Annotated in this window: 22 protein-coding genes; 7 read left to right on the top strand and 15 right to left on the bottom strand. The window is 55.2% G+C overall.

What is annotated here, in order from left to right; translation table 11 throughout:
- Nucleotides 1-105: 105 nt before the first annotated feature.
- The gene (locus CLH62_RS06060) at nt 106-702 is read right to left on the bottom strand and encodes a TetR/AcrR family transcriptional regulator (RefSeq protein ID WP_099617206.1); all 597 of its coding nucleotides are present in this window, start codon (nt 700-702) and stop codon (nt 106-108) included.
- Between the two features lie 140 nt (nt 703-842).
- On the opposite strand from CLH62_RS06060, the gene CLH62_RS06055 reads away from it, so the two are divergent.
- Both CLH62_RS06055 and CLH62_RS06050 read left to right on the top strand, forming a co-directional pair.
- Complete coding sequence (locus CLH62_RS06055) at nt 843-1,301, top strand: styrene oxide isomerase (protein ID WP_099617205.1); 459 nt, start codon at nt 843-845, stop codon at nt 1,299-1,301.
- Nucleotides 1,302-1,377: 76 nt separating this feature from the next.
- Complete coding sequence (locus CLH62_RS06050; RefSeq protein ID WP_407657762.1) at nt 1,378-2,262, top strand: class I SAM-dependent methyltransferase; 885 nt, start codon at nt 1,378-1,380, stop codon at nt 2,260-2,262.
- 580 nt (nt 2,263-2,842) lie between these two features.
- On the opposite strand, the gene CLH62_RS06045 is transcribed toward CLH62_RS06050, so the two are convergent.
- Nucleotides 2,843-4,144 carry an NAD(P)-binding domain-containing protein gene (locus CLH62_RS06045; protein WP_170005756.1) on the bottom strand — a complete coding sequence of 434 codons (1,302 nt, stop codon included), beginning with the start codon at nt 4,142-4,144 and terminating at the stop codon, nt 2,843-2,845.
- A gap of 233 nt (nt 4,145-4,377) precedes the next feature.
- Here CLH62_RS06045 and CLH62_RS06040 point away from each other — a divergent pair, with 233 nt between their 5' ends.
- The 3 genes from CLH62_RS06040 (at nt 4,378) to CLH62_RS06025 (ending at nt 7,503) form a co-directional block, all read left to right on the top strand.
- Nucleotides 4,378-5,799, top strand: coding sequence for an FAD-binding oxidoreductase (locus CLH62_RS06040; protein ID WP_099617203.1), 1,422 nt, complete (start codon nt 4,378-4,380; stop codon nt 5,797-5,799).
- Nucleotides 5,800-5,982: 183 nt separating this feature from the next.
- Entirely contained in the window at nt 5,983-6,114 is a 132-nt protein-coding gene (locus tag CLH62_RS21525) for a hypothetical protein (RefSeq protein ID WP_265734798.1), read from the top strand.
- 507 nt (nt 6,115-6,621) lie between these two features.
- Nucleotides 6,622-7,503: a hypothetical protein gene (locus CLH62_RS06025; protein WP_143752354.1), complete on the top strand. Its 882-nt coding sequence runs from the start codon at nt 6,622-6,624 to the stop codon at nt 7,501-7,503.
- A gap of 110 nt (nt 7,504-7,613) precedes the next feature.
- Here CLH62_RS06025 and CLH62_RS06020 read toward each other — a convergent pair whose 3' ends face one another.
- The 6 genes from CLH62_RS06020 to CLH62_RS05995 all read right to left on the bottom strand — a co-directional run bounded on the left by CLH62_RS06020 (nt 7,614) and on the right by CLH62_RS05995 (nt 13,581).
- Nucleotides 7,614-8,606: an MBL fold metallo-hydrolase gene (locus tag CLH62_RS06020; RefSeq protein WP_099617200.1), complete on the bottom strand. Its 993-nt coding sequence runs from the start codon at nt 8,604-8,606 to the stop codon at nt 7,614-7,616.
- A gap of 161 nt (nt 8,607-8,767) precedes the next feature.
- Nucleotides 8,768-10,762: a hypothetical protein gene (locus CLH62_RS06015; protein WP_099617199.1), complete on the bottom strand. Its 1,995-nt coding sequence runs from the start codon at nt 10,760-10,762 to the stop codon at nt 8,768-8,770.
- Between the two features lie 65 nt (nt 10,763-10,827).
- Nucleotides 10,828-11,013: a hypothetical protein gene (locus tag CLH62_RS06010; RefSeq protein WP_099617198.1), complete on the bottom strand. Its 186-nt coding sequence runs from the start codon at nt 11,011-11,013 to the stop codon at nt 10,828-10,830.
- A 168-nt stretch (nt 11,014-11,181) separates the two neighbouring features.
- Nucleotides 11,182-11,727 (bottom strand): PRC-barrel domain-containing protein, encoded by a 546-nt coding sequence (locus tag CLH62_RS06005; protein WP_099617197.1) that lies wholly within the window; start codon nt 11,725-11,727, stop codon nt 11,182-11,184.
- A gap of 310 nt (nt 11,728-12,037) precedes the next feature.
- Entirely contained in the window at nt 12,038-12,244 is a 207-nt protein-coding gene (locus CLH62_RS06000; protein WP_044383919.1) for a cold-shock protein, read from the bottom strand.
- A 275-nt stretch (nt 12,245-12,519) separates the two neighbouring features.
- Nucleotides 12,520-13,581: a DUF6635 family protein gene (locus CLH62_RS05995; protein ID WP_228152778.1), complete on the bottom strand. Its 1,062-nt coding sequence runs from the start codon at nt 13,579-13,581 to the stop codon at nt 12,520-12,522.
- 122 nt (nt 13,582-13,703) lie between these two features.
- Between CLH62_RS05995 and CLH62_RS05990 the strand changes: the two genes are divergently transcribed.
- Complete coding sequence (locus CLH62_RS05990; RefSeq protein WP_099617196.1) at nt 13,704-14,183, top strand: NADAR family protein; 480 nt, start codon at nt 13,704-13,706, stop codon at nt 14,181-14,183.
- Between the two features lie 57 nt (nt 14,184-14,240).
- Here CLH62_RS05990 and CLH62_RS05985 read toward each other — a convergent pair whose 3' ends face one another.
- The 7 genes from CLH62_RS05985 to CLH62_RS05960 all read right to left on the bottom strand — a co-directional run bounded on the left by CLH62_RS05985 (nt 14,241) and on the right by CLH62_RS05960 (nt 20,112).
- Nucleotides 14,241-14,807 (bottom strand): DUF2845 domain-containing protein, encoded by a 567-nt coding sequence (locus CLH62_RS05985; protein WP_099617195.1) that lies wholly within the window; start codon nt 14,805-14,807, stop codon nt 14,241-14,243.
- Nucleotides 14,808-14,899: 92 nt separating this feature from the next.
- Complete coding sequence (locus tag CLH62_RS05980) at nt 14,900-15,676, bottom strand: sterol desaturase family protein (protein ID WP_099617194.1); 777 nt, start codon at nt 15,674-15,676, stop codon at nt 14,900-14,902.
- Nucleotides 15,677-15,763: 87 nt separating this feature from the next.
- A complete protein-coding gene (locus tag CLH62_RS20930) occupies nt 15,764-15,916 on the bottom strand; it encodes a PEP-CTERM sorting domain-containing protein (RefSeq protein ID WP_143752353.1) in 153 nt (50 codons plus the stop codon).
- A gap of 233 nt (nt 15,917-16,149) precedes the next feature.
- Nucleotides 16,150-16,980 (bottom strand): hypothetical protein, encoded by an 831-nt coding sequence (locus CLH62_RS05975; protein WP_143752352.1) that lies wholly within the window; start codon nt 16,978-16,980, stop codon nt 16,150-16,152.
- A 416-nt stretch (nt 16,981-17,396) separates the two neighbouring features.
- On the bottom strand, nt 17,397-18,065 hold the full coding sequence (locus CLH62_RS05970) for a glutathione S-transferase family protein (protein WP_099617192.1): 669 nt from the start codon (nt 18,063-18,065) through the stop codon (nt 17,397-17,399).
- 116 nt (nt 18,066-18,181) lie between these two features.
- Complete coding sequence (gene ltaE / locus CLH62_RS05965; protein WP_099617191.1) at nt 18,182-19,192, bottom strand: low-specificity L-threonine aldolase; 1,011 nt, start codon at nt 19,190-19,192, stop codon at nt 18,182-18,184.
- A 47-nt stretch (nt 19,193-19,239) separates the two neighbouring features.
- Nucleotides 19,240-20,112: a patatin-like phospholipase family protein gene (locus CLH62_RS05960; RefSeq protein WP_099617190.1), complete on the bottom strand. Its 873-nt coding sequence runs from the start codon at nt 20,110-20,112 to the stop codon at nt 19,240-19,242.
- A gap of 62 nt (nt 20,113-20,174) precedes the next feature.
- On the opposite strand from CLH62_RS05960, the gene CLH62_RS05955 reads away from it, so the two are divergent.
- Entirely contained in the window at nt 20,175-20,630 is a 456-nt protein-coding gene (locus tag CLH62_RS05955; RefSeq protein ID WP_099617189.1) for a GatB/YqeY domain-containing protein, read from the top strand.
- Nucleotides 20,631-20,792 lie beyond the last annotated feature (162 nt).

The following is a 20,792-nucleotide window of genomic DNA, read 5'->3' as shown; positions in this document are numbered from 1 at the left end:
TTTTTGTTTTGCGCTAGATCATGGCTTTGGAAAACCGGTTTTCCCATTTGGCGATGATCAGAAGGCCCGAAGCAACCGTTGGTGTCACGGCTCTAAAAAGCATTGTCATTCTTCCTTCAGCCACTGGCACACCAGCTCTGCTGCCGATTCGTCATCAAGACCCATTTTGGAGATTGTACTCCAGGTATCGATATCCATAGCTACCCGGAGCGTTGCACGATAACGTTTTGCGCTGGCGCTTTGCTTCCCAGCTGGCATCAACGAGTCCTCAAGACTTCGCAGCAGCTTCATCCATCCGTTTTCAACCACATCCGCCAGGGCGGGCATTGTCTTCGCATCCCGCATTACTTTTCCCATCATGTCGTAGGTACGGCGGTAGTAGTCGTAAAGCAATCGGAGCACGCCGGCAGCCCGCTTTAACTCATCCGGCTCTGCGAGTGCCTGAGCAAAATCCGGCGGTGGGTTATCGGCTATCCAGTGATCACCGCAGGCACGAAACATCGCGGAGTCATCAGGGAAGTGTTTGTACACCGTCACGCGGCCGACACCCGCCAGGTTTGCAATGTCACTAATGGTTGTCTGCGCTGGTCCGACCGTTCGGTGTAACTCAACGACCGCTTCGGTAATTCGTTGCCGGGTCTGTTCTTCCTGTTTTGCCCGGGCGGTTTTTCGGTAGCTACGTTTCGGGGAATTAATCGACATACAGGCTGTATACCCAATATTGACAGGTGCGCGAACGAGGGATATTCTCTCGTATTGAATATACACAGTGTATTCTTAAAATGAGTGGAACGCGAGTCGGGGACGGGTCTCCCTGACTACATTCAGGAGGGGGGTAACTTATGAATAACGCATCTCTGTCGGCCGTCACCAACCGCGAGCGCAGACTGTACCAACTCGGTATCATCCTGTTTCTCATGGGGCTGTTAACGGGGTTTCTACTGCCGTTAATGGAGAATGCCAGAATGGGGCTGTCGAGCCACCTTGAAGGCATCATGAACGGAGTAGTGTTGATTGTGCTGGGGGTGATCTGGCCCAAGCTTCGGCTGGGGCGCACTGCCGAAAGAATCGCATTTGGTCTTGCGGTATTCGGTACCTACACCAACTGGCTGGCCACGCTGGCTGCCGGGTTTGTCGGTGCAGGCGGATCAATGATGCCCATAGCTGCTGCGGGCTTCGAGGGTTCGGCAGTTCAAGAAGGCCTCATTGCCATAGCCCTGTCATCGCTCTCGGTGGCGATGGTGGTGGTTGCCGCTATGGTGTTTTGGGGAGTCTGGAATCACGGAAATCAGGTCGAATAAGTGATATTGCCTGCAGTTTTCGATAACCGGGACAAATTGGGGGGGAATAAGTCTGTCCCGGTTTTCGCGGGCTCTGATGCTCTCGGTGGGCCACCGAACCGGACTTTTCGACACCATGGCTGAGATGCCAGCTGCAATCAGTGCTCAGATTGCGGAAAAGGCCGGCCTTGACGAGCGATACGTCAGGGAATGGCTAGGAGCGATGACCGTTGGCAACATTGTCGAGAATGATCCCGCAGGAAAAACCTACTACCTGCCCCGGGAACACGCTGCCGGCCTGTGCCGGAAGGCACCGACAGACAACATTGCGGTATTTGCCCAGTATATTCCGCTGCTTGGCTCGGTGGAGGATGACATTGTTCATTGCTTTCGCAACGGAGGCGGCGTCCCCTATGAACGTTTCGAGCGCTTCCACGAGGTTATGGCCGAGGACAGTGGTCAGTCTGTTGTTCCTGCCCTGGAAACAGATATTCTCCCGCTCGTACCAGGCCTTATCGAACGTCTGGAACGAGGTATTCGGGTCCTCGACGTCGGTTGTGGCAGGGGGCGGGCACTGAACAAGCTGGCCAGGCTCTTCCCGAACAGCCAGTTTACCGGGTACGACATATCCGGGGATGCCGTCCGGTATGCTAGCCAGGAAGCCAGGGCGCTCGGGAACGACAACACAACCTTCCGGGTATTTGACGTCAGTGGCCTTGAACACAGCGAGCGACCCGGCCCTTACCATCTGATCACCACATTCGATGCCGTCCACGACCAGAAGGACCCTCTTGCTGTGTTGCGGGGCATCCGCCAAGCGCTCACTGACGACGGTGTTTATCTGGCCCAGGATATCAAGGGGTCAAGCCATCATCACAGTGACAGGGACCATCCGATCGGCCCGTTGCTTTACACCATTTCCTGCATGCACTGCATGACCGTTTCCCTGGCGCAGGATGGCGAGGGACTCGGAGCCATGTGAGGGAGGGAGAAAGCGCTGGGGTATTTTGGTGAGGCGGGCGTCCGGAATATCGACGTGCATGAGCTGGAACACGATTTCCAGAACTACTGGTATGTATGCCGCCCTTGAGGGTTTCAAAGGGGTAGCATGATCCTGGCGCTTTGATTTTAGGGCCGCGCATCGAGGCCGGATTGGCTATGCTATAGGGAGGCGTGTGAAAAAAGGAGGAACGATCATGCGTTATCTTGTGATTCTGTTATTTGCGGTGTTTTTTGCGGGCAGTGCACTCGGAAGCCAGTGCCCCTCTCTGGTGAGCCAGATCGACGAATAACTGCAGTCGGCACAACTGGACAGTGAGACTGAGGCCAGGATCAAAGCGCTCCGGGATCAGGGTGAATCGCTGCACAATCAGGGTAAACATACCGAGTCTGTGAAGGTGCTCAAAAAAGCGATCAACGAACTGGAAGCTGCGTCGTAACAAGCAATTGCCTGGTAGTGGTGAATGCTGCCGCTACCAGGCGCGTGAACGGAAGGAGAAAACCGGGACAGGGTTATTTTGAACGAAGATAGCCCCGGTCCCGTTTTCGGAAAGGGTTGCGTGTCATGGAATAGGCATCGGTCGTTTCCACGGATGACACAATGCGAGCCAGAGGTACTTCAGGTACCAGATGCCTAACGGGTAGTTTTCTCGATCCTTTGGAGCCAGCAGCTTGATGAGATCAAAATGGTTCGTGAAGGCCTCACAGGGGGGCTTCACAAAAACCGGCCTTCCCCCGATGTGAGACATGATGGATTTAGCTACATGGGCATAAGCCCACGGCGTTGAGGTGTTGGTGTCGAGCACGCCCGGTGCCAGCAGGAAGAGGTTGGGAGCGTCGGCAGAGAGGAAGCCCGAATAACAGCGACTGCCGATTTCGTTGAGGTTTCTTGCCTTGTTAAGCGCCTCAAGCCCAAGGAAACCGAGGTCAACGCCATACCCGGTACCCCAGAGCAGCAGATCCGTTTCCAGCCCCTCGCCGTTCGACATCTCAATGGTTCTGCCGCGGAGGGTGCGCACTTCGCCTTGATGGCGCTCAATGCTGGCAAAGTTCATGAGCATCCCCGGCCGGCCCGGGATGAGCTGGTCGCGGCGGATGTCGAAATCGCCCTCTGGCATTATCTCGTTGATACCTGCTTTTGCGTATCTCGCCTTCAGGTCTTTGTTGGACAGTCGATGAACCATGCTCGCCGGCAGGCAGAGCATCTGGTACCTGGCCAGAACCCGCATGTCGATGCCAAGGTGTTTCCCTCGGCGCGTCGGTCGCATCCACTTGGTGGAGCGAAAGATCCACACGACACTGCGAGCGCCGTGGGCGAAGCAAAGATCCAGAAGATCGTAGGCGGACGCACCGCCTCCCACCACGGTAACCCGCTTGTCCCGCAATTCCTCGGGATCGCGTAAGGCGGAGGAGTGATACTCAGTGATCAAAGAATCGACCCGTCGGACTTGCGGTACGATGGGGCGGTTGTGTCCACCGGTGGCGGCAATCAGCCACTTCGCTTCGTGTGTTGCCTTATCTGTGGTCAGGCGCCAGCCCTGCTCGCACGGCCGGGCGCTTGTTACGGACTCATTCAGGCAGATGTAGGGCGATAGTTCAAAGCGTTCGACCCAGGCTTCTATGTTACTCAGAATGCTGGGCTGGTCCTCCCCGGCGAGCGGTAGATTGCCAAGCGTCCAGTCTTCCTTGCGGAATTGAATGTCCTGCCAGGACGGGAGGTCGCGCCACAGACCACCGATGCGGGCACCGCGCTCCAGAAGAAGCGCATTCAGCCCGGCGTCTCTGGCGTACTTCAAACAGATGATGCCGCCGATTCCTCCGCCGACGATAACCAGATCAAGGCCTTCATTGGTGCTCTGAATCATCGGATGCTCCTGCAAATGCGCTGGCATCCCGAAGAGGGTAGGGGGTGATCGACGCATTGCGTTCAATTTTTAAGCTACACCCTCCTTACGCCCAGCGCCAATATTCCCCGTTTTCCTGACCAAAACCGGCTAACAGTTCCGCCATAGTCCTTAAACCGTCTAATAACCCGCTGGCGTTCCTGTTGAAAGGGCGCAGGATGGAGAGAGGAGCCTTACGGGGCGAGGAGATGGCTATGACTAAGTTGCGGCAAGAAACGATAGACACCTTCAAAGGGCAGTTCGGTGGCCCTCTGTTCGAGCCTGGCGATGCCGGTTATGATCAGGCCCGTCAGATCTGGAACGCCATGATCGACCGGAAACCGGCGCTGATTGCCCAGTGTCAGTCCGCGGAAGATGTGGTGGCCGCGGTCAACTTCGGGCGTGACCAATCGATGCTGGTTTCGGTCAAAGGAGGCGGGCACAACATCGCGGGCAACGCCGTGTGCGACGACGGCCTGATGATCGATCTGTCGCAAATGAAGGACGTTGAAGTTGATGTTGAAAAGCAGCGGGCCTACGTTGGGCCCGGCTGCACATTGGCGGATTTTGACGCAGCTGCACAAATGCATGGGTTGGCCACGCCGCTGGGTATCAATTCCACCACAGGGGTTGCGGGCCTGACCCTGGGGGGCGGGTTTGGCTGGCTCAGTCGCAAGTTTGGGATGACCGTTGATAACCTGATCTCCGCGGACATGGTTACCGCCAATGGGCGCCAGACTCACGCGAGCGCCACGGAAAACCCGGACCTGTTCTGGGGCACGCGGGGTGGCGGCGGTAACTTCGGAATTGTCACGCGGTTTCAGTTCCAGTTACACCCCGTGGGGCCGGAGCTGTTGAGCGGGCTGATGGTGTTTCCCTTCGGTCAGGCCCTGTCGGTGCTGACGCAGTTCGCGCGTTTCACGGAAACCATGCCCGATGAGCTCAATGTGTGGCTGGTGATTCGCCATGCGCCACCGCTGCCTTTCCTCCCTGAATCGGTTCATGGCGAACCGATCGTCGCCTTGGCGATTTGCTACGCCGGGGACCCGGAAGTGGGCGAGAAGCTGATCGCACCCCTGCGTTCGTTCGGCGATGCGCACGGCGAGCATGTGGGTGTTCAACCCTACGCCAACTGGCAGCAGGCGTTTGATCCGCTGTTGGTGGACGGTGCGCGGAATTACTGGAAGTCCCACAACTTTGTAAAGCTGACCGACGATGTGATCCGCGTTGCGCTGGAGTATGGGGACAAACTGCCCTCGCCTCATTGTGAGATCTTTATTGCCTCCATTGGCGGTGAAACCGGCCGGGTGGCGCACGATGCCATGGCCTATTCCAGCCGTGACGCAAACTATGTGATGAATGTGCATGGGCGCTGGGAAACGCCCGAGGAAGATGAACATTGCCGCCAGTGGGCGCGCGCATTCTTTGAGGCCGCCAAGCCTTATGCCAGTGGTGGCGCTTACATCAATTTTCTGTCCCATGATGAGACTGACCGGGTCGAGTTTGCCTACGGGGCGGCCTACAAGCGGCTGGTGGAGGTCAAGCAGAAGTATGATCCGGAGAATCTGTTCAGGGTGAATCAGAATATTCGGCCTGATAATGGTGCTGCCGTTGGCCCAAGGGCACGCCGCTCCTGAGGATGACGGTGATGCAGCCGTGGAGTCATTACGCCAGGAGGTGCAGAGTCTTAATCAAGAGCTCTGGCGGAGAGCAGAGCAGAATGTCCGCCAAGCCCTTGAGAAGACCTCATAGTGCTCGGCAGGTTCATGCATTGAGCGGATTTTCCACTGGGGTTGACCTTCAGTCAGCCGGTTTTTTTTATGACTCGGTGCAGATTGCAGGTCATCAGCCGTCATATCGACCCTCTGCGTCTCAGGGTCAGCATCCTGGCCCATGCTCTGCTCTCCGAGATCAGTATCCTCACTACCTTGTGCGGCGAGCACAGCACCTGAGCCCAAAGTTAGGACCGGTGTGATCAATGCGTAAAATGCGAGTGAATGTAGCTTTTTCACAGGACTCTCCTTCGGATCGGATGAGTTCCTAATTTACGTTAAGGGAGTTGGGCTAGTCGGTGCTCTAGGGCGCTAAAGAGTCAGAAGTAAGGCCACAGCAACTAATTCACCTCGCCGTCGGGTAAATCGCAGTGTTTAATAGGTTAAGGAAAGCCGTGCATCCAGTTCTTTGTAGTGCGGCTAATGCACAACTTTAACCGGGGTGATCGCACCCTGGCGTATTACCTGGTGGATGATAATTACATTGGCGGGGTAAGTATGTTGGGTTTGGACTGGAGGCGCTGGTTGCACGAACAGGGTAAAGGGGGCATCAGACTTTAGCCTTGAAGGCGGGGGGCGGAAGAGGAAAACCTGGACAAATTGATCCTCGAAAAACTCATGAGATCGTCTAGTATTTGTAGTTAAATGCTACGGAAGCATCGATTGATGTTTTTGCGAAGGGAGCTTATGAGTAATAGATCTAGCGTTGGCAGCGAGGATAGTCTGGCTTCGTCGTTGAACTTTGTCAGGCGAACGGCAAATGGCCTCAAGCTATCAGCCACCCTACACAAAATCAGGCAATTATTTCACTTCGCTCCTTGGCGGCTAGGCCCTATTTATGCCATTCAGAAGCTTAGGCCGCCACTTGAATCAATCGATAATAGTAGAGAGTCAATACTTGGTGATATTGATGCAAAGCTTATCGCAGATGAAATTCGGCAAGACAGTGTTGCGATTCTTGGGCAGTTGCCTGCAGATCTGGTCAGTAGTTTACGGAAAATAACGGACCAGTTGCCCCCTGAAGAATACCAGCTGGTTCATCAAATCAATGAGGACGTGTGTCGTTTAACCGAGGACCCAGGAATAAAAAATATTTTGCGGGCCTATTTAAAATCTGAACCCGTTCTCCTGGAATCCTCATTATTTGTATCTCGATCAGGACAAAGCCCGAAAGAGCATCAACAAAATTCTTTTCATTTTGACTATGCGGGCTGGGCATCGCTGAACCTCTTTGTTTATCTCACGGATGTTAATGAGGAATCTTCCTATCATATTGTTGCTAAAGGGAGTCATCGCGACATTAAGATCACGGATGTTCTGCGAGGCTCAATAACCTTAGCTGAGGCAGAAAACCGTTTCGGTGGCTCAATAAAGAATATTACGGGCCCAGCTGGAACAATATTTTTTGAGAACACGGAAGCTTTCCATCGCCGCCATTTCGGCAGTGGTAGGAGAGTCATGCTTAATTTATTGTTTTCTTCCCATCGAAGCTTGCTCAGTCGCGGTCGTGCGAGCAGCAAGAAAATAGCTAAGCGAAACAGGGAGTTTCAAAAACTTGACGCGTTATAGTACGAAGAAAAATCGGGACAGGACAATTTTATCGATCTCGCCGCCGGAGTTTTTCAGTAAAACGCCCAGGGACAGATTGATTTTTCCGGTAGTCCCGGTTTTCCCGTTAATCACTGCGGCGACCACACTTCCCCATGTTGCATAACCCGGAAGGCCGACTCACTTAGGCCCTGTCTCTCCAGCGCCAGCCGCAGTCGACGGGGTGGTTCGTCCATGGGTTCGTCAGTGAGTACGAAGGTACTCCAGTGCATGGCTATGGACTGCTGGGCGCCAATATCCTGATGTATCTTGACCGCTTCTTCCGGTGCCACGTGCACCGGGGCCATGAACCAGCGCGGTTCGTAGGCGCCGATGGGTAGCAGAGCCAGATCAATGGGCGCAAACAGCTCGCCAATGTCGCGAAACACCTTGCCATAACCGGTATCACCGCCGAAATAGAGCCGGAAGCCGTCCATTTCCAGAAGCCAGCTACACCAGAGCGAGGTGTTGGTATCGGTTGGGGTTCGTCCGCTGAAGTGCTGTGCTGGCAGGCAGAATACTTCGTTTTCGGCGGCCAGGGCCGTCGATTGCCACCAGTCCAGTTCCACCAGATTCTGGATGCCACGTTTCTCGAACCAGCGTCGTAGCCCCATGGGAATATAGAAGCACAGGTTATCCCCGAAGCGTCGGTGCAACTGGCGCACTGTTGCTTCGTCGAGATGGTCGTAGTGATTGTGGGAAATCAGTACCAGGTGGATCGGCGGCATTTCCGCCACAGTCAGGGCCGGCGGGGTGAACCGCTTCGGCCCGACCAACCGGAAGGGGCTGGCACGGTCCGATAACACCGGATCGGTCAGTACGTTCAGGCCCCGATACTGGAACAGGAATGACGCATGCCCCAGCCAGACCAGTTGTGGCTCTGCCGGCGGGTTCATCAGCAAGTGGGCATCCGGGCGCAGCAGTGCGTAGCGTTTACCCGGCGGGAAACGGCGCCCGGGGGCCAGTTGCCAGCGCAGAAAATCTCCCAGGCCATGCCGCTCCACGCGCTCCTGATTGCGATACCTGCCCCGGTGAAAATGGGGTTGCGCGGCAAGGACTGCCAGGCGTTCACGGTCGATGGTCATGAACCCACAAAAACCGCGCGATCTACCACTTGTGATTGGTGGTCTGTGAGTACAATGTTACCAGTGGCCATGGGCATTTCATCCTGTCGGAGCTATATTGGCAGATGTTGGCAATAAGCCGGTTTCAATCTCCCAGGGGCTGCTCGCGCCGCCCGTGATCTTTAAGCCTGGCGCCCGGAAGCCCAACTGTCTATCGCCAGCTCCATGGCCCGATTGACTTCGTCGGTCGGGACATTGCCCGGCTCACCCTTTTCGAGCGGATCATAGTGAAATACATACAGGCGGGAGACGAACTCGGCCACCGGTAATGACGCTTCACCATAACGCTCGCTGTGGCCGTGAGTTGAGGTGACGATCCCCTGGCCCCAGTTCTGGCCACTGTCGTTGTTGGGGTTAAAAAAGTAGACGCGCATGTTTTGGTCCGCATCCAGTGCCAGCCGCTGGATGGTGATGGCGTGCCAGCCAAGAAAGCGCGTGGCGCTGTCGGTCACCGCGATACCGGCCGGTTGTGGATTGATGACAGGGATGTTGCCGTTGTAGAAAGGGTGATAGGCGGCATAAAAATCGCGAATGAACCCTTCGAAGTCTTTAAGGCCACCCGTGAAAACGTCGACTGCAATGCGAAATCCGTGGCCGACGTTATCGCCATGGAATTCTGCGTTGACCCATTTGTGTGGATCTTCTCCGCGCCCGACACTGCGTCGCCCCATTTCAAAATAGATGCGATCCAGGTGCGGCACAGTTAGCAGGGATACCGCGTCCACATCCACCGGCGGCTCGGTCGCAAGTCCAGCGCCGAGTTCCCGCGAAGATATGCTGTTGCCTTCAAAGCGCATCACGATTTCATCGTCCCGCGCCGCCCAGGCAAGGATCCGAAGCAGTTCTGCCGGCATGTTGTAGGCCCACATGGACAGGGCGCGTGTAGACTGGCAGGTGGGATAGTTGCCCTGTCCGATTCCCAGCGGGAGGCCAAGCACATTGAGCACGTCGGCGAGCAGAAAGCATTCGGGGGAACGGCTGCTTCCGAAGACGGCCCCGATCTTCTCGGCCGCAGCGTCGCAGAGCGACAGGCGTATCTGGCGCCACAGGGACGGCGCCACCGGGGGCGCGTACAGAATGCCCCGCTCGAGCATCATGGCCAGGCCATAGGCACACTGGCTGGTCTCTGGAAACAGGGCTTCGTCAATCAGGCGATGTATCAACGCAGGGTAGCAGTGAAAAGCGTCTGCACCTGTGTAGCTTAGCCCCAGGGCTGTGGGAATCAGGTCGTTCCAGCGGCCACGCAGGTAGCGTATGAATACCGGCATATAGGCCGACACCAGGCCGGTAGAGTGCATGGATTGCGCAAAGGCGATGGCCTCCTGTAGCAGGGTGGCATCGTCCATTTCCGCCAGTCGCTCAGCATAGACCTCAAAGCCGGGATCTTCACGGCAACCCTCGGTGGGGCTGAATACGGCGTTAATCAACTGCACCGCGTCGTCGCTGACTTCGCCACCCAGCGCGTCCGGTTTTTCCAGGCAGACCGCTATCTGGGTCACCATGTGTTTGACACCCGCTACCTGGACGGGGCGTTGCGCCAGAATCCGCCAGACTTCGGCCACCAGATCTTCCATGAGGTTTTCGTAGCCCAGATACCGCAACAGGTAGTGATACAGGTTCTGAACAACGTAGCCGAGTTGATCGGGCCGCAGCCGGTCGCTCTCCTGGAGATCACTGACCACCAGATCGAGATTCATCGCCAGTACCTGGGCGAGAAAGTGTTGGGCGTGTTCTGCCGAGATAGCAGGGTGGGTGTAATCGCCTTTGGTTACTGCCAAAAGGCGTATCTGGCTCAGGCATTCAACCAGTGTTGCGGTCGGTTCCCCGTGGCGAACCGTGCGTGCGGCCAGGGAGGGCACCAGTGTCTGCGGGTAGTCCCAATCGCTTCCTCGAAAGAATCCGGCTGACTCAATGGCCGGCACGCGTTCGTAAAGCGCGTCGAGACCTTCCGGGCTGAACATCAGGGGTTTTGCCGCATCGATCACCTCGAATACCGGCGAGACGCCCTCACTGGCATTGGTTTCAGCAAGGCGGTTGATGGCTGCGTCAAGTGGCTTCAGGAGCTCGACTGACGGGCTGTTATTCCGGTTTTCGGATTCGTGGTTGGCTCTGGACATACCATCCTATCCTTCAGTGAACCTCGGGGCATGTTAACTGAGCTGCCCCCGGTTTGAAGAACCACTTAGTGACGCGGATTACTTTTATCGGGGGATGACTGGTCATCGGATGCGTTGTCATTCGATGTGAGGTAGTAATCCTTTTCCTCGAATGTCTTAACCTCAGGGTCTTCAATGTTGTTCTTGCGACGGCCCTGATACAGCCAGAAGGCCACAATAGCGATAATAATGGCGAGTATGATCCACTTCATGCCCGTTTCCTCCGCAGGGTGATATAACCTATATTCAGGACCCTGCAGAGAGATCCGTCAATGTTGTTCTTGAAGCCGAGGTGCCCGGGGAAAATGAAATTCGGGAAACTTTGGGGCGCCCCGCCGTATATTCATTCCCCCCTCGGTATTTGAGGGGGGATCTGGCCTTCAATCAGCCGGATTTTCATAACTCGGCGCGGATTGCAGATCATCACGAGTCATATCGACCCGCAGGTCCCGATCATCAGGATTGCCTGACATCTTTACAGCTTTCCAATCTATGGCTACGTGTTTGTCACCCATAGCCAGGAATCCGCCAACGTTGACTACAACAGCCACGACCTTGCCATCCTGATCAATAATCAGGTCACCGATCTCACCCACACTTTCGTCACCACTGGTTTTGAGTTCAGTACCGATCAAGTCGCTCGCCATCATGCCATTAGCTGGCGGAGATTCCATATAGCCCTTGTTCTGCATGCCAGACTGGTTGCCCATTTCCTGATCAGCTGGCTCATCAGTATTGTATTTGGACTTGGTAACGGTTTTGTCTTGTTGAGGGCTCTGCGTCTTGGGGTCAGCATCCTGGCCCATGCTCTGCTCTCCCAAATCGGTATCCTCGCTACTGCCTTGTGCAGCGAGCAAAGCACCTGAACTCAGGGTTATGGCCGGTGTGAGCAATGCATAGAACGCGAGTGAATGTAGCTTTTTCATAGGATTCTCCTTCCAATCGGATGTGTCAGGCGGACAAAACATTCTGTCTGACCGCTTCATCACAGCTTTTCTCCATGGCTTTATGCCGATAAGGAGACTGAATCGTCACGAAATATCGAATTCAGGATGAACTCCTAACCTACGTTGAGGGAGTTGGTCAGTCGGTGCGCTAGGGCACTAAGAGGTCAGCAGAAAGAAAAGGAGTCAGCAGGAAGAAAGTTCGAAGGTAACATTGAAGTCGCGTTTTCGGTTTTCCATAAAAAAGGCAGCCCCTTGAGGCTGCCTTTTCAAGTAACGTATTGGCTGTTATTTACAGACCAATAACGTTCTCTGCCTGAGGACCTTTCTGGCCCTCGGTCACGCTGAATTCAACTTCCTGGCCTTCGGCCAGAGTTTTGAAACCGCCACCTTGAATAGAGCTGTAATGAACAAAAACGTCTGCGCCGCCTTCACGAGTAATAAAGCCAAAACCTTTTGCTTCATTGAAGAACTTAACGTTGCCTTTAATAGTAGACATAATAATTATCCTGAAATTAATCAATAATGTGCCGTCAAAAGATCGTTGTGATCTTTGATCAGCGATATGCGGGAAATAAAAAAACGTGCAGGATCAGAAACAGGACAAGAGGTTTGACAACACAAAAGTTCTTATTCGTGAAATGCTTTGCTAAATCTTTCCAACGGCACTGACAGTACGCTAATTAAGAGGCACTGCATAGGAAAGTTTTCAATTAATCGCTCCGCCCCATCCAGACACTCTGCGGCGAACCGGTATTTGTCGAGCGCCGTGAGCTATAGTAAACCCGCCCTGATCATGTCGAATGTGTCCAGAATCCGCGCCACAAACTGGTCTTTCGGGCGAAAGCTGCTTTGGGTACTGAGTGTAACGTCCCTCTGCAGGTGATCCAGAAGCTTGTGCAGGCGCCGACGATGCAAGCCGACCGCAGCCTGAACGGGGTCGAAAATAACACCGGACAGGGCCGCAAACGCCGCCAATGAGACCATGACAGCAACCATAACGCTGGCCGTCGTCGCCAGTGAAGGCTCTGGTGGAAAAACGCTGTAGTACCACCCGCCGATGGTTTCACCCAGGATAAAGTCTCTGGCGGCAAGGGTCTTTGCGAGCATTGACGCCAGCACCACTCCGAGCCCGATACCACCCGGGGTAAACTTCTGGAAGGCAAACGCCCCCAACACCGTGCATGAAATACTGTTGGTGATATCGGCAGCCGCCGTCCGGGTCACCCGGTACTGACTGAGAGTGTCCGCGACCAGCGGCTCAATCAGCGTGTTAAACCGCTGGTGATCGACCGGCTCGCAGGTGTGGCGCTCATACACCGCCTCCAGCGCCTCAATCAGATAGGCCTCCAGAAGTGAGCCTTCCTGATCATTGTTCAACAGATCCACAAGGATCAGGTGCGAGATGTGCTGTTGTACCCGCGTGGTAAAACCGGCGGGTACACGATTTGCCAAGCGGTGCAGCCACATCAGGCCTGGTCGCTTGGGTGTCAGGATTTTTAGCAGGCATGCCAGGGCGTACACCGGCGCCCACAGGAGATTGATGGGTGCCCGCAACATGTCCCATCCCAGTGCCTTCTGGTTGGTCGCGATGGCGCCGGGGTAATGGAAATGGCGGTCAATAAACGCCGGTACCCGCGCACGGCAGTCGTCAAAGTAGCGCTCGATGCCTGTACGGATTGCTTGCTGTATCTCAACTTCGGAGACATTTTGTTCGGGCGATGTGACAGTGTGCATAGTGACCGGCGTGTCTGCAGGCAAGTGAGTGTCTGGCGCATTAAACCGTAATTGAGTATAGCGGGCCACCTGTTCAACGCAGGAACCCGGGCCTGTCACCAAATCCCTCCTGAGCCTGCGGAAAACCGTGAGCTATTTCTGGCGGCGGCGTGACCATTGGCTTTGACTAAGTGATACTTGGCGGTATCTGAATACCACTGCTTTTCCAAAGGATTGTAACCATGTCTCTTTTTGCGGCCGACAACGGCGAGAATGACCTGTTCATGTCACGAACGGATCCAGAAAACCCATTGGGAACCCATATCCCCTTCAGCTTTGAGCTGGAGGGCAAGGTCTGGCCTACCCTGGAACACTACTTTCAGGGTATGAAATTCACCGATGAAAACCGGCAGGAAAAGGTAAGGGCAGCGGATACGCCTGCCAAGGCGGGAAAGCTTGGCCGCAAGCGGCACAAGAGCCTGCGGCGGGATTGGAAGCAGGTGCGTGAAACCGTGATGACGCGTGGGGTCTACGTGCGCTGCCGCGCGAACCCGGAGCTGGCAGCGGCGCTGCTTGATACCGGCGAGCAGAAGATCGTTGAAAACAGCAATTATGATTATTTCTGGGGCTGTGGCCATGATCGTCGGGGTGAAAACCGTTACGGGCAAGTGCTGATGAACGTGCGGGCCAAGTTGCGGGAAGAGCAGGAGGAGCGGGGTTGATCCCCAACCGTCGGAATTCCAACCGAGGCTATTTTAGGTGCTCCTTCTGAGTCAGATTCAATTGCCAGGGCGCGACGCAATGTCCACAACCTGTCCGTCTCTCAGGGTCACAACCTGTCGAAACTGATTGCGCGGGAAGTCATATAACCACTCCTGAACGAGCACCGGTTGCAGGGTTTGCCAGGTTTCTGAGTGTCTCTGGAGTGAAGGTGTCTGCCACTCCACCCGTTTCGATGCGGGCTGGCCGCAGCGGGCAATCAGCTCGTATTCAGTTCTGGCGTGCCTGAGGGTGCTGACGTCGCAGCTGGGGGAATCGGAAACGTGAAATCCGTAGCCCAGATTATCAACGCGGGCGAGCTTGCCATTGCGAAAAATGACACGCCGGATGAAGCGCTGGGGCCCTGGGTTGTAATACCAGTGCTCTTCCGATTGAACCACGCCAAGCCCGGGCACCGTCGCCGTCGGGTACGCCGCGACATAGTCCGGCGGGCCGCAGCTTTCCTCTACCTCAATGGGCCAGGCGCCGTTACTTACCAACGAGCTGCCGCAGCGAAGCTGGCCCTGGCTGGTTTGGGCCAGGGCGGCGAGGGCAATGAGGGCGAGTAGCTGTTGAAGCTTTTTCATTGTCTGACTTTGCGCCTAGTTGGTGTTCAGATGCAACATTACGCCATTGATGATGTGGCGGACTCAATCGGTGGTGGGATTGGCTGGCAACCTCACCACACCGGCCCTCGGCCTGTTTTCCGAATGGATCGTATCGGCAGTACCAGTAACGCGCCAAGGCGCTGGTCCCTGGCCTCTGAAAACTCATCGAGACCAAACGCTGCGGGTTCCGGCGAACTCTGGGGGCAGGTGTAGGTACCAAACAGCCGGTCCCAGACCGTCAAAACCTCTCCGAAGTTGGAATCAGTCTGGGGCTGTTGTCGGGAGTGATGAAACTGGTGAGTGCCCGGCGTAACAAAAAGAAGGTTTATCAGGGAATCTGTGCGGGTACCGAGACGGATATTCGAGTGCGCCAGAAGTTGGGCCGCCTTGACCGCAATCACATAGGGGATGACCTGAGTTGGCGTCAGTGCCAGTGTTGCCATTACCAGATAGATGACGAGCAAACTGACCACGACTTCCCCCGGGTGATGGCGAAAGGTGGTTGAATAATCCAGTTCGAGATCACAATGGTGAACGCGATGCAGACGCCAAAGCGCCCCGAAATGGTGGTATGCACGGTGGAGCCAGTATGAAGCCAGATCCAGAACCAGGAATGCGGCCAAAGCTCCCAACAATGGGTTCAGGTGGGAGGAAGGTGATTCTGGTAGCAGTAATAGGGGAATCAATACTGGAGAAGCCAGAAGAACGGCTTCGTTGATAAAGCCCAGACTCAGATTGTTGAACCAGCGGTCGTAACGATCCTGGAAAAGCTCATTCCGGGCGAAACGATACTCCGCTGCAATAATCAGCGGAATACTGATCAGGTAGAGAATTTGATAGGTGGCCATGGCACTTTAATTCAGGGATTTCTTGAACTGCAGCGTCCCTGCTTCGTTGTCCCTTTTACCTATTACGGCTTTCTTAATGAAACCGTACTATTTACGGAATTTCTTGGCGATAAACAGTGCTGCCACGCTGGCTGCAAATAAACCCAGCATGCCGGGCTCGGGAACCGATATGGGTGCCGTACCTGCCAGTGCAGTCGCAGAAAGCGTTGAGAAAATCAGTCCAGTGATTACGTATTTCATAGTGAATCTTCCATATGATGGGCTCCATATGGATTCAGCATTTTTCAGGCCAGGGATACTGAAATACGAGGAATCAATGACATGGATTTTCGGCAAAACGATAGGTGTAAAAATATCCGGCGGTTTATATGGCAGTTCCGACGCCCGCGATCCCCGGCGGGGACAAGAATTAAGGGCCGATGAGGTAGATGGTCTTTGCCTGTGTCATAGGCGGTTCCGGCCCTGGTCTTAGTTTAGTTTATGCCCTCGAACTTCATTGCCACATTCCCGTTATGAGCTGCGAACACCACTTGCATTCGTTGGTCTGCGGTCGGGCCGAAAAAGCCGATGCCGGAGTACTCCCCATTGCGGCTCTCGTTGGTGCAGTTGGACATGGTGTAGCTGATGTCAAAGACGTTTATCGAAGCAACAGGTACAGAGAGGGTTCCGGGTCCTCCAAGTTGGCAACCGGTCGTCTGCGTATAATACTGAGCAAACGATGAGCCATCTTCGCCGAAGGTCAGGGCAACCTCAGATTCACCCTTTACATAAGTACCGGCAACTCTCTTCATAGAGATACCCAGGTCGCTGAGCGAGTTTTGCCGCTTCAGTGTGACGTTTGTATTCACTTTGCCCGCAGGGTCGGCCGTAGAAAACGAACCGGATTCCAGCGAGCTGATGGTCCCGCTTATCGCTCCCTCGAAGACGCTCCTGTCCTCGACAAAGCCTTCAGAGTTCGGCTGATCAGAGTCCAGCTGGCGATAGTCAATACTGGTGCCACTGATATTGGAGCTATCAAATGCCAGCGTTCCGAACGAAAGCCCAGCTCCCCCTCCGAAGATAATCGCAAACGTCCCTGTCGGACTGAGATAAGTGACCGCTTTTTGTGAGGGGGCGCCGTTGACGTATTTTACATCGGCCACATACAGACCGGCTTTCAGTGTGGTGGCATCTCCGCCCGAGCTGGCAGAACTGGCAGAGCTGCCGGAGCTACCGGAGCCTCCGCCTCCGCCACAGGCACTCAGTAATACACTGGCGCATAGTACTGTTGCAGCAAGACCTGAATTAAAAGTCCTTCTAAACATAGTGCACTCCCTTCTAAACATCCTTTGGGGAAATCTGCTTTTACAGTTTTACAGCGGACAGCTATCACCATGACTTGAGGGAGAGCATCGCTCTCGCGCACAAGGCTGATAGGAGTTGGACATCCGGAAACCGGGCAGAGGCAGGACAGATCGTTGGTTTTTTAAGAAAGATCGGCCGTCGCGTGGGACGAGACCGCCTTGAGAAATGATTTTGTGTGGATTCATAGCCATACTACCGATTAGTGGCTTGTTACGGTTTCAGGCTAGGGTGTCGGTGAGGTTCGGTCTGTTCGCTACCGCACCAAGAGGGAGAAGACCCCTCTTCGCCGGTATGGATGGCCCTCGGTAAGGCGATCCGGCTTCAAGGATGACAGCGAAAGCAGCGGATACAACCTGAGCAAGGCCATTTTGCTTCTTCAGGCGAAATCGTATTTCCCTCCCTTTTCGAGCGCTCTCTGATAAGCCGGCCTGGTATGCGCTCGCTCCACCCACGCAGTGATATAGGGCCGGTTCTCGCCGACAATGCCTCGTGCTACTGAAGCTTCCAGCGGAAAGCTCATCTGAATATCCGCCGCGCTGAGGTTATCTCCGAGAAACCAGGTGTTTTTCGCCAGGTGGGATTCGACAAAGTCCAGGTGCGTTTTGATCATTGGGCCGATGAAGATTTCATTGGTTTTGTCGGCAATGCCTTTTGCCACTGGCTTGACGAAAAACGGCATTGGGCTGGTTTTGACCTTTTCAAACACCAGGCGCATCACCAGCGGAGGCATCAAAGAGCCTTCGGCGTAATGCAACCAGTAGGTGTAATCCAGCCACGCCTGGCCGCCGCTCTCGGGCAGCATCGTGTCTTTGCCATAGGTGTGGGCAAGGTATTCGATAATGGCGCCGGACTCCGCCACCACCAGATCGCCGTCGGTAATCACCGGTGATTTACCCAGCGGGTGTACTTTTTTGAGGCTTGCAGGCGCCAGCATGGTTTTCGGATCACGCTCGTAACGCTGGATCTCATAGGGTACTTCCAGCTCTTCCAGCATCCAGAGAACGCGTTGTGAGCGGGAATTGTTGAGGTGGTGAACTGTAATCATTCAGAAACTCCGTTCGCATCAAAAGATGAGCAGGACCAAAGAGTAGTCTTCAAACGGCTTTTTGGTTCACCACCATCGTGCGTTAAGTCGCATTGTGGGAAAGTCGGGACCGGTGATCACGATTGGTAAAAATGCCGAATGGCGCCCAGCAACCGGTCTACGTCCTGCCGGTTCACATCCAGGTGGGTCACGAAACGGATGGGGTCTCCCGCTGTGATCAGGATGCCCTGGTCGGCCAGGTAGCTGCGCAGTTGCTCGGCCTCGCCAGTCCGGCATCGGGCGTAGACGATGTTGGTCTGGGTGCTGTCGGGGTTGATCTCCAGATGCGGAATTCCGGCCAGGCCGGCACTCAGGTAGTTGGCGTTATCATGATCCTCAAACAGACGGAGCGGCCCCTGCTCCAGGGCGATTCGCCCGGCAGCAGCCAGTATGCCGGCCTGGCGCATGCCGCCACCCACCATTTTGCGCAGGCGTGTTGCCCGGTCGATAAAGGCTTTTGATCCTAGTAGCAGGGATCCGACCGGCGCCCCAAGTCCTTTCGAAAGGCAGACACTGACCGAGTCGTAGTGCCCGGTTATCTCGGTCACGTCACAGTTGGATTTCACCGCGGCATTGAATATCCGGGCACCATCGAGGTGCAGAAGCAGCCCGTGGTCATCGCAGAAGGCACGAGCCTGGCGCTGGTAGTCCAGTGAGAGCACTCTGCCGCCGATGGTGTTTTCCAGCGAGAGCAGGCGGGTCATGGCGAAATGGAAGTCATCGGCTTTGATGGCTGCCCGGGCTTTTTCGAGGTTGATGCTGCCGTCCGGCTCGTTCTCGATCGGTTGCGGTTGAACGCTGCCCAGTACGGCGGCGCCACCGCCTTCATACCGATAGTTGTGGGCCGACTGGCCGCAGAGGTATTCATCGCCCCGGCCACAATGGCTCATGATGGCCAGCAGGTTGGCCTGGGTGCCGGTGGCGGTAAACAGCGCCGATTCGAAGCCCAGGCGTTCGGCAGCGTAGGCCTGCAGGCTGTTAACGGTCGGGTCGTCACCGTATACGTCGTCTCCCACCTCGGCACAGGCCATGGCCTCGCGCATCTCCATGGAAGGGCGGGTAACAGTGTCGCTGCGGAAATCGATCATGATGGTGGCGCCTTATGAGTGAGTAAAAGATCAATCCGTCCCGGTCTTCAGGTTGAGCGCCTGAGGTTCTTGAGAATCTCCGGCACCTTGAAGGGCAACAATTCCCGGGCCCCTTTTATGAGGCTGATAACGACATTCATTCGCTTGTACCAGAGCACTTGGCGAATCTTTTGTTTCATGGGGTGGTAGCCTTCCCTGTAAAGCTCTTCCACGCGGTCGGCGTTGTTGGTTAGGCTATAACGGCTTAAGTCCAACGGCACCGCTATGTCCGCCCTTTTCAGCTGCTTGCGGGTATTGAAGTCGATCCCAATGTTGATGGCGTTGCTGATCACATCAAGCATGTCTGTCGGTTTCGGGTACCGGCCGACATGGCTCAGATCAACGGCCACGGTAATACCAGCGCCCATTTTGGCCAACGGCGATATGGGGACATTTTCAACCAGCCCACCGTCTACCAGTATCCGGCCATCTACCTCCACCGGCACAAACAGGCCGGGCACAGCCATGGAGGCACAGACGGCATCTGCCAGGTTTCCTTTTCTGAAGATCAGCTGCTCGCCGGTTTCGATATCGGTTGCACAAATGGCCAGGGGAATGTCGGCATCTTCGATCCGGCAATCCCCCAGATCCCGATGGATCATCTCCCGAATAGCATTGGTGCTGAACAGGCCGCCGCGCTCCAGGGTAAAGTTGATGATTTTCGACAGATTCAGCGTGGAGCAAATGGAAAGTATGGACTCTGCCGGGCGGCCAAAGGCGTAATAACTGGCGACCAGCGCCCCCACACTGGTTCCTGAAATACAGTGAATCCGGATGTGCTCTTCCTCGAAGGCCTTCAAAACGCCAATATGAGCAATGCCCTTGGCGGCGCCGCCCCCCAGGGCCAGACCGATACGGGTGTTAAAGGGGTTGAGTTTCATGGATGGGCGCCTGATGATGTTTCAGAAGGGAAATTTCCGATTGATTTTAACAGAGGTAGACCATGGCGGAACAATCACTTAAGGAACAACTGAACGATGCGGTGAAAAACGCGATGCGGGAAAAGGACAAAACGCGGCTTGTCACCTTGCGTATGGCTCAGGCCGCAGTCAAACAGATCGAGATTGATGAACGCCGCGACCTGGATGACGAAGACGTTCTGAAGGTGCTGGACAAGATGCTCAAGCAGCGCCGCGATGCCGCCAGTCAGTACGATGATGCCGGTCGCGAGGAGCTGGGCGACAAGGAGCGGGCGGAAATGGTGATTATTGAGGAGTTCATGCCCGCCGCCCTTTCCGAGGATGACCTGGACGCCCTGATCCGTATGGCAATCAGCTCAACCGACGCCCAGGGCATGCAGGACATGGGGCGTGTGATGAACGACCTGCGCCCCCAGGTGCTTGGCCGGGTCGATATGGGGCATCTGAGCAAGAAGGTACGGGCGGCGCTGACGGGTTAACATCCAGGGATTGTTTTACCTATAGCGATGCAGCTGATCGAGCGGCCTCATCGTAGAGCATTGATATGCCTCGCAAAAACTGGCGATCGAACCGAAATCGGTATTTGAACAAAAAACCGGGACAGGTTTATTTGCTGGTGAACTCGCTCAAATAAAAGCAGT

The organism is Marinobacter guineae (genome assembly GCF_002744735.1).
GTDB classification, from domain to species: Bacteria; Pseudomonadota; Gammaproteobacteria; order Pseudomonadales; family Oleiphilaceae; genus Marinobacter; species Marinobacter guineae.
This window is presented reverse-complemented; position numbering and strand designations above follow the sequence as displayed.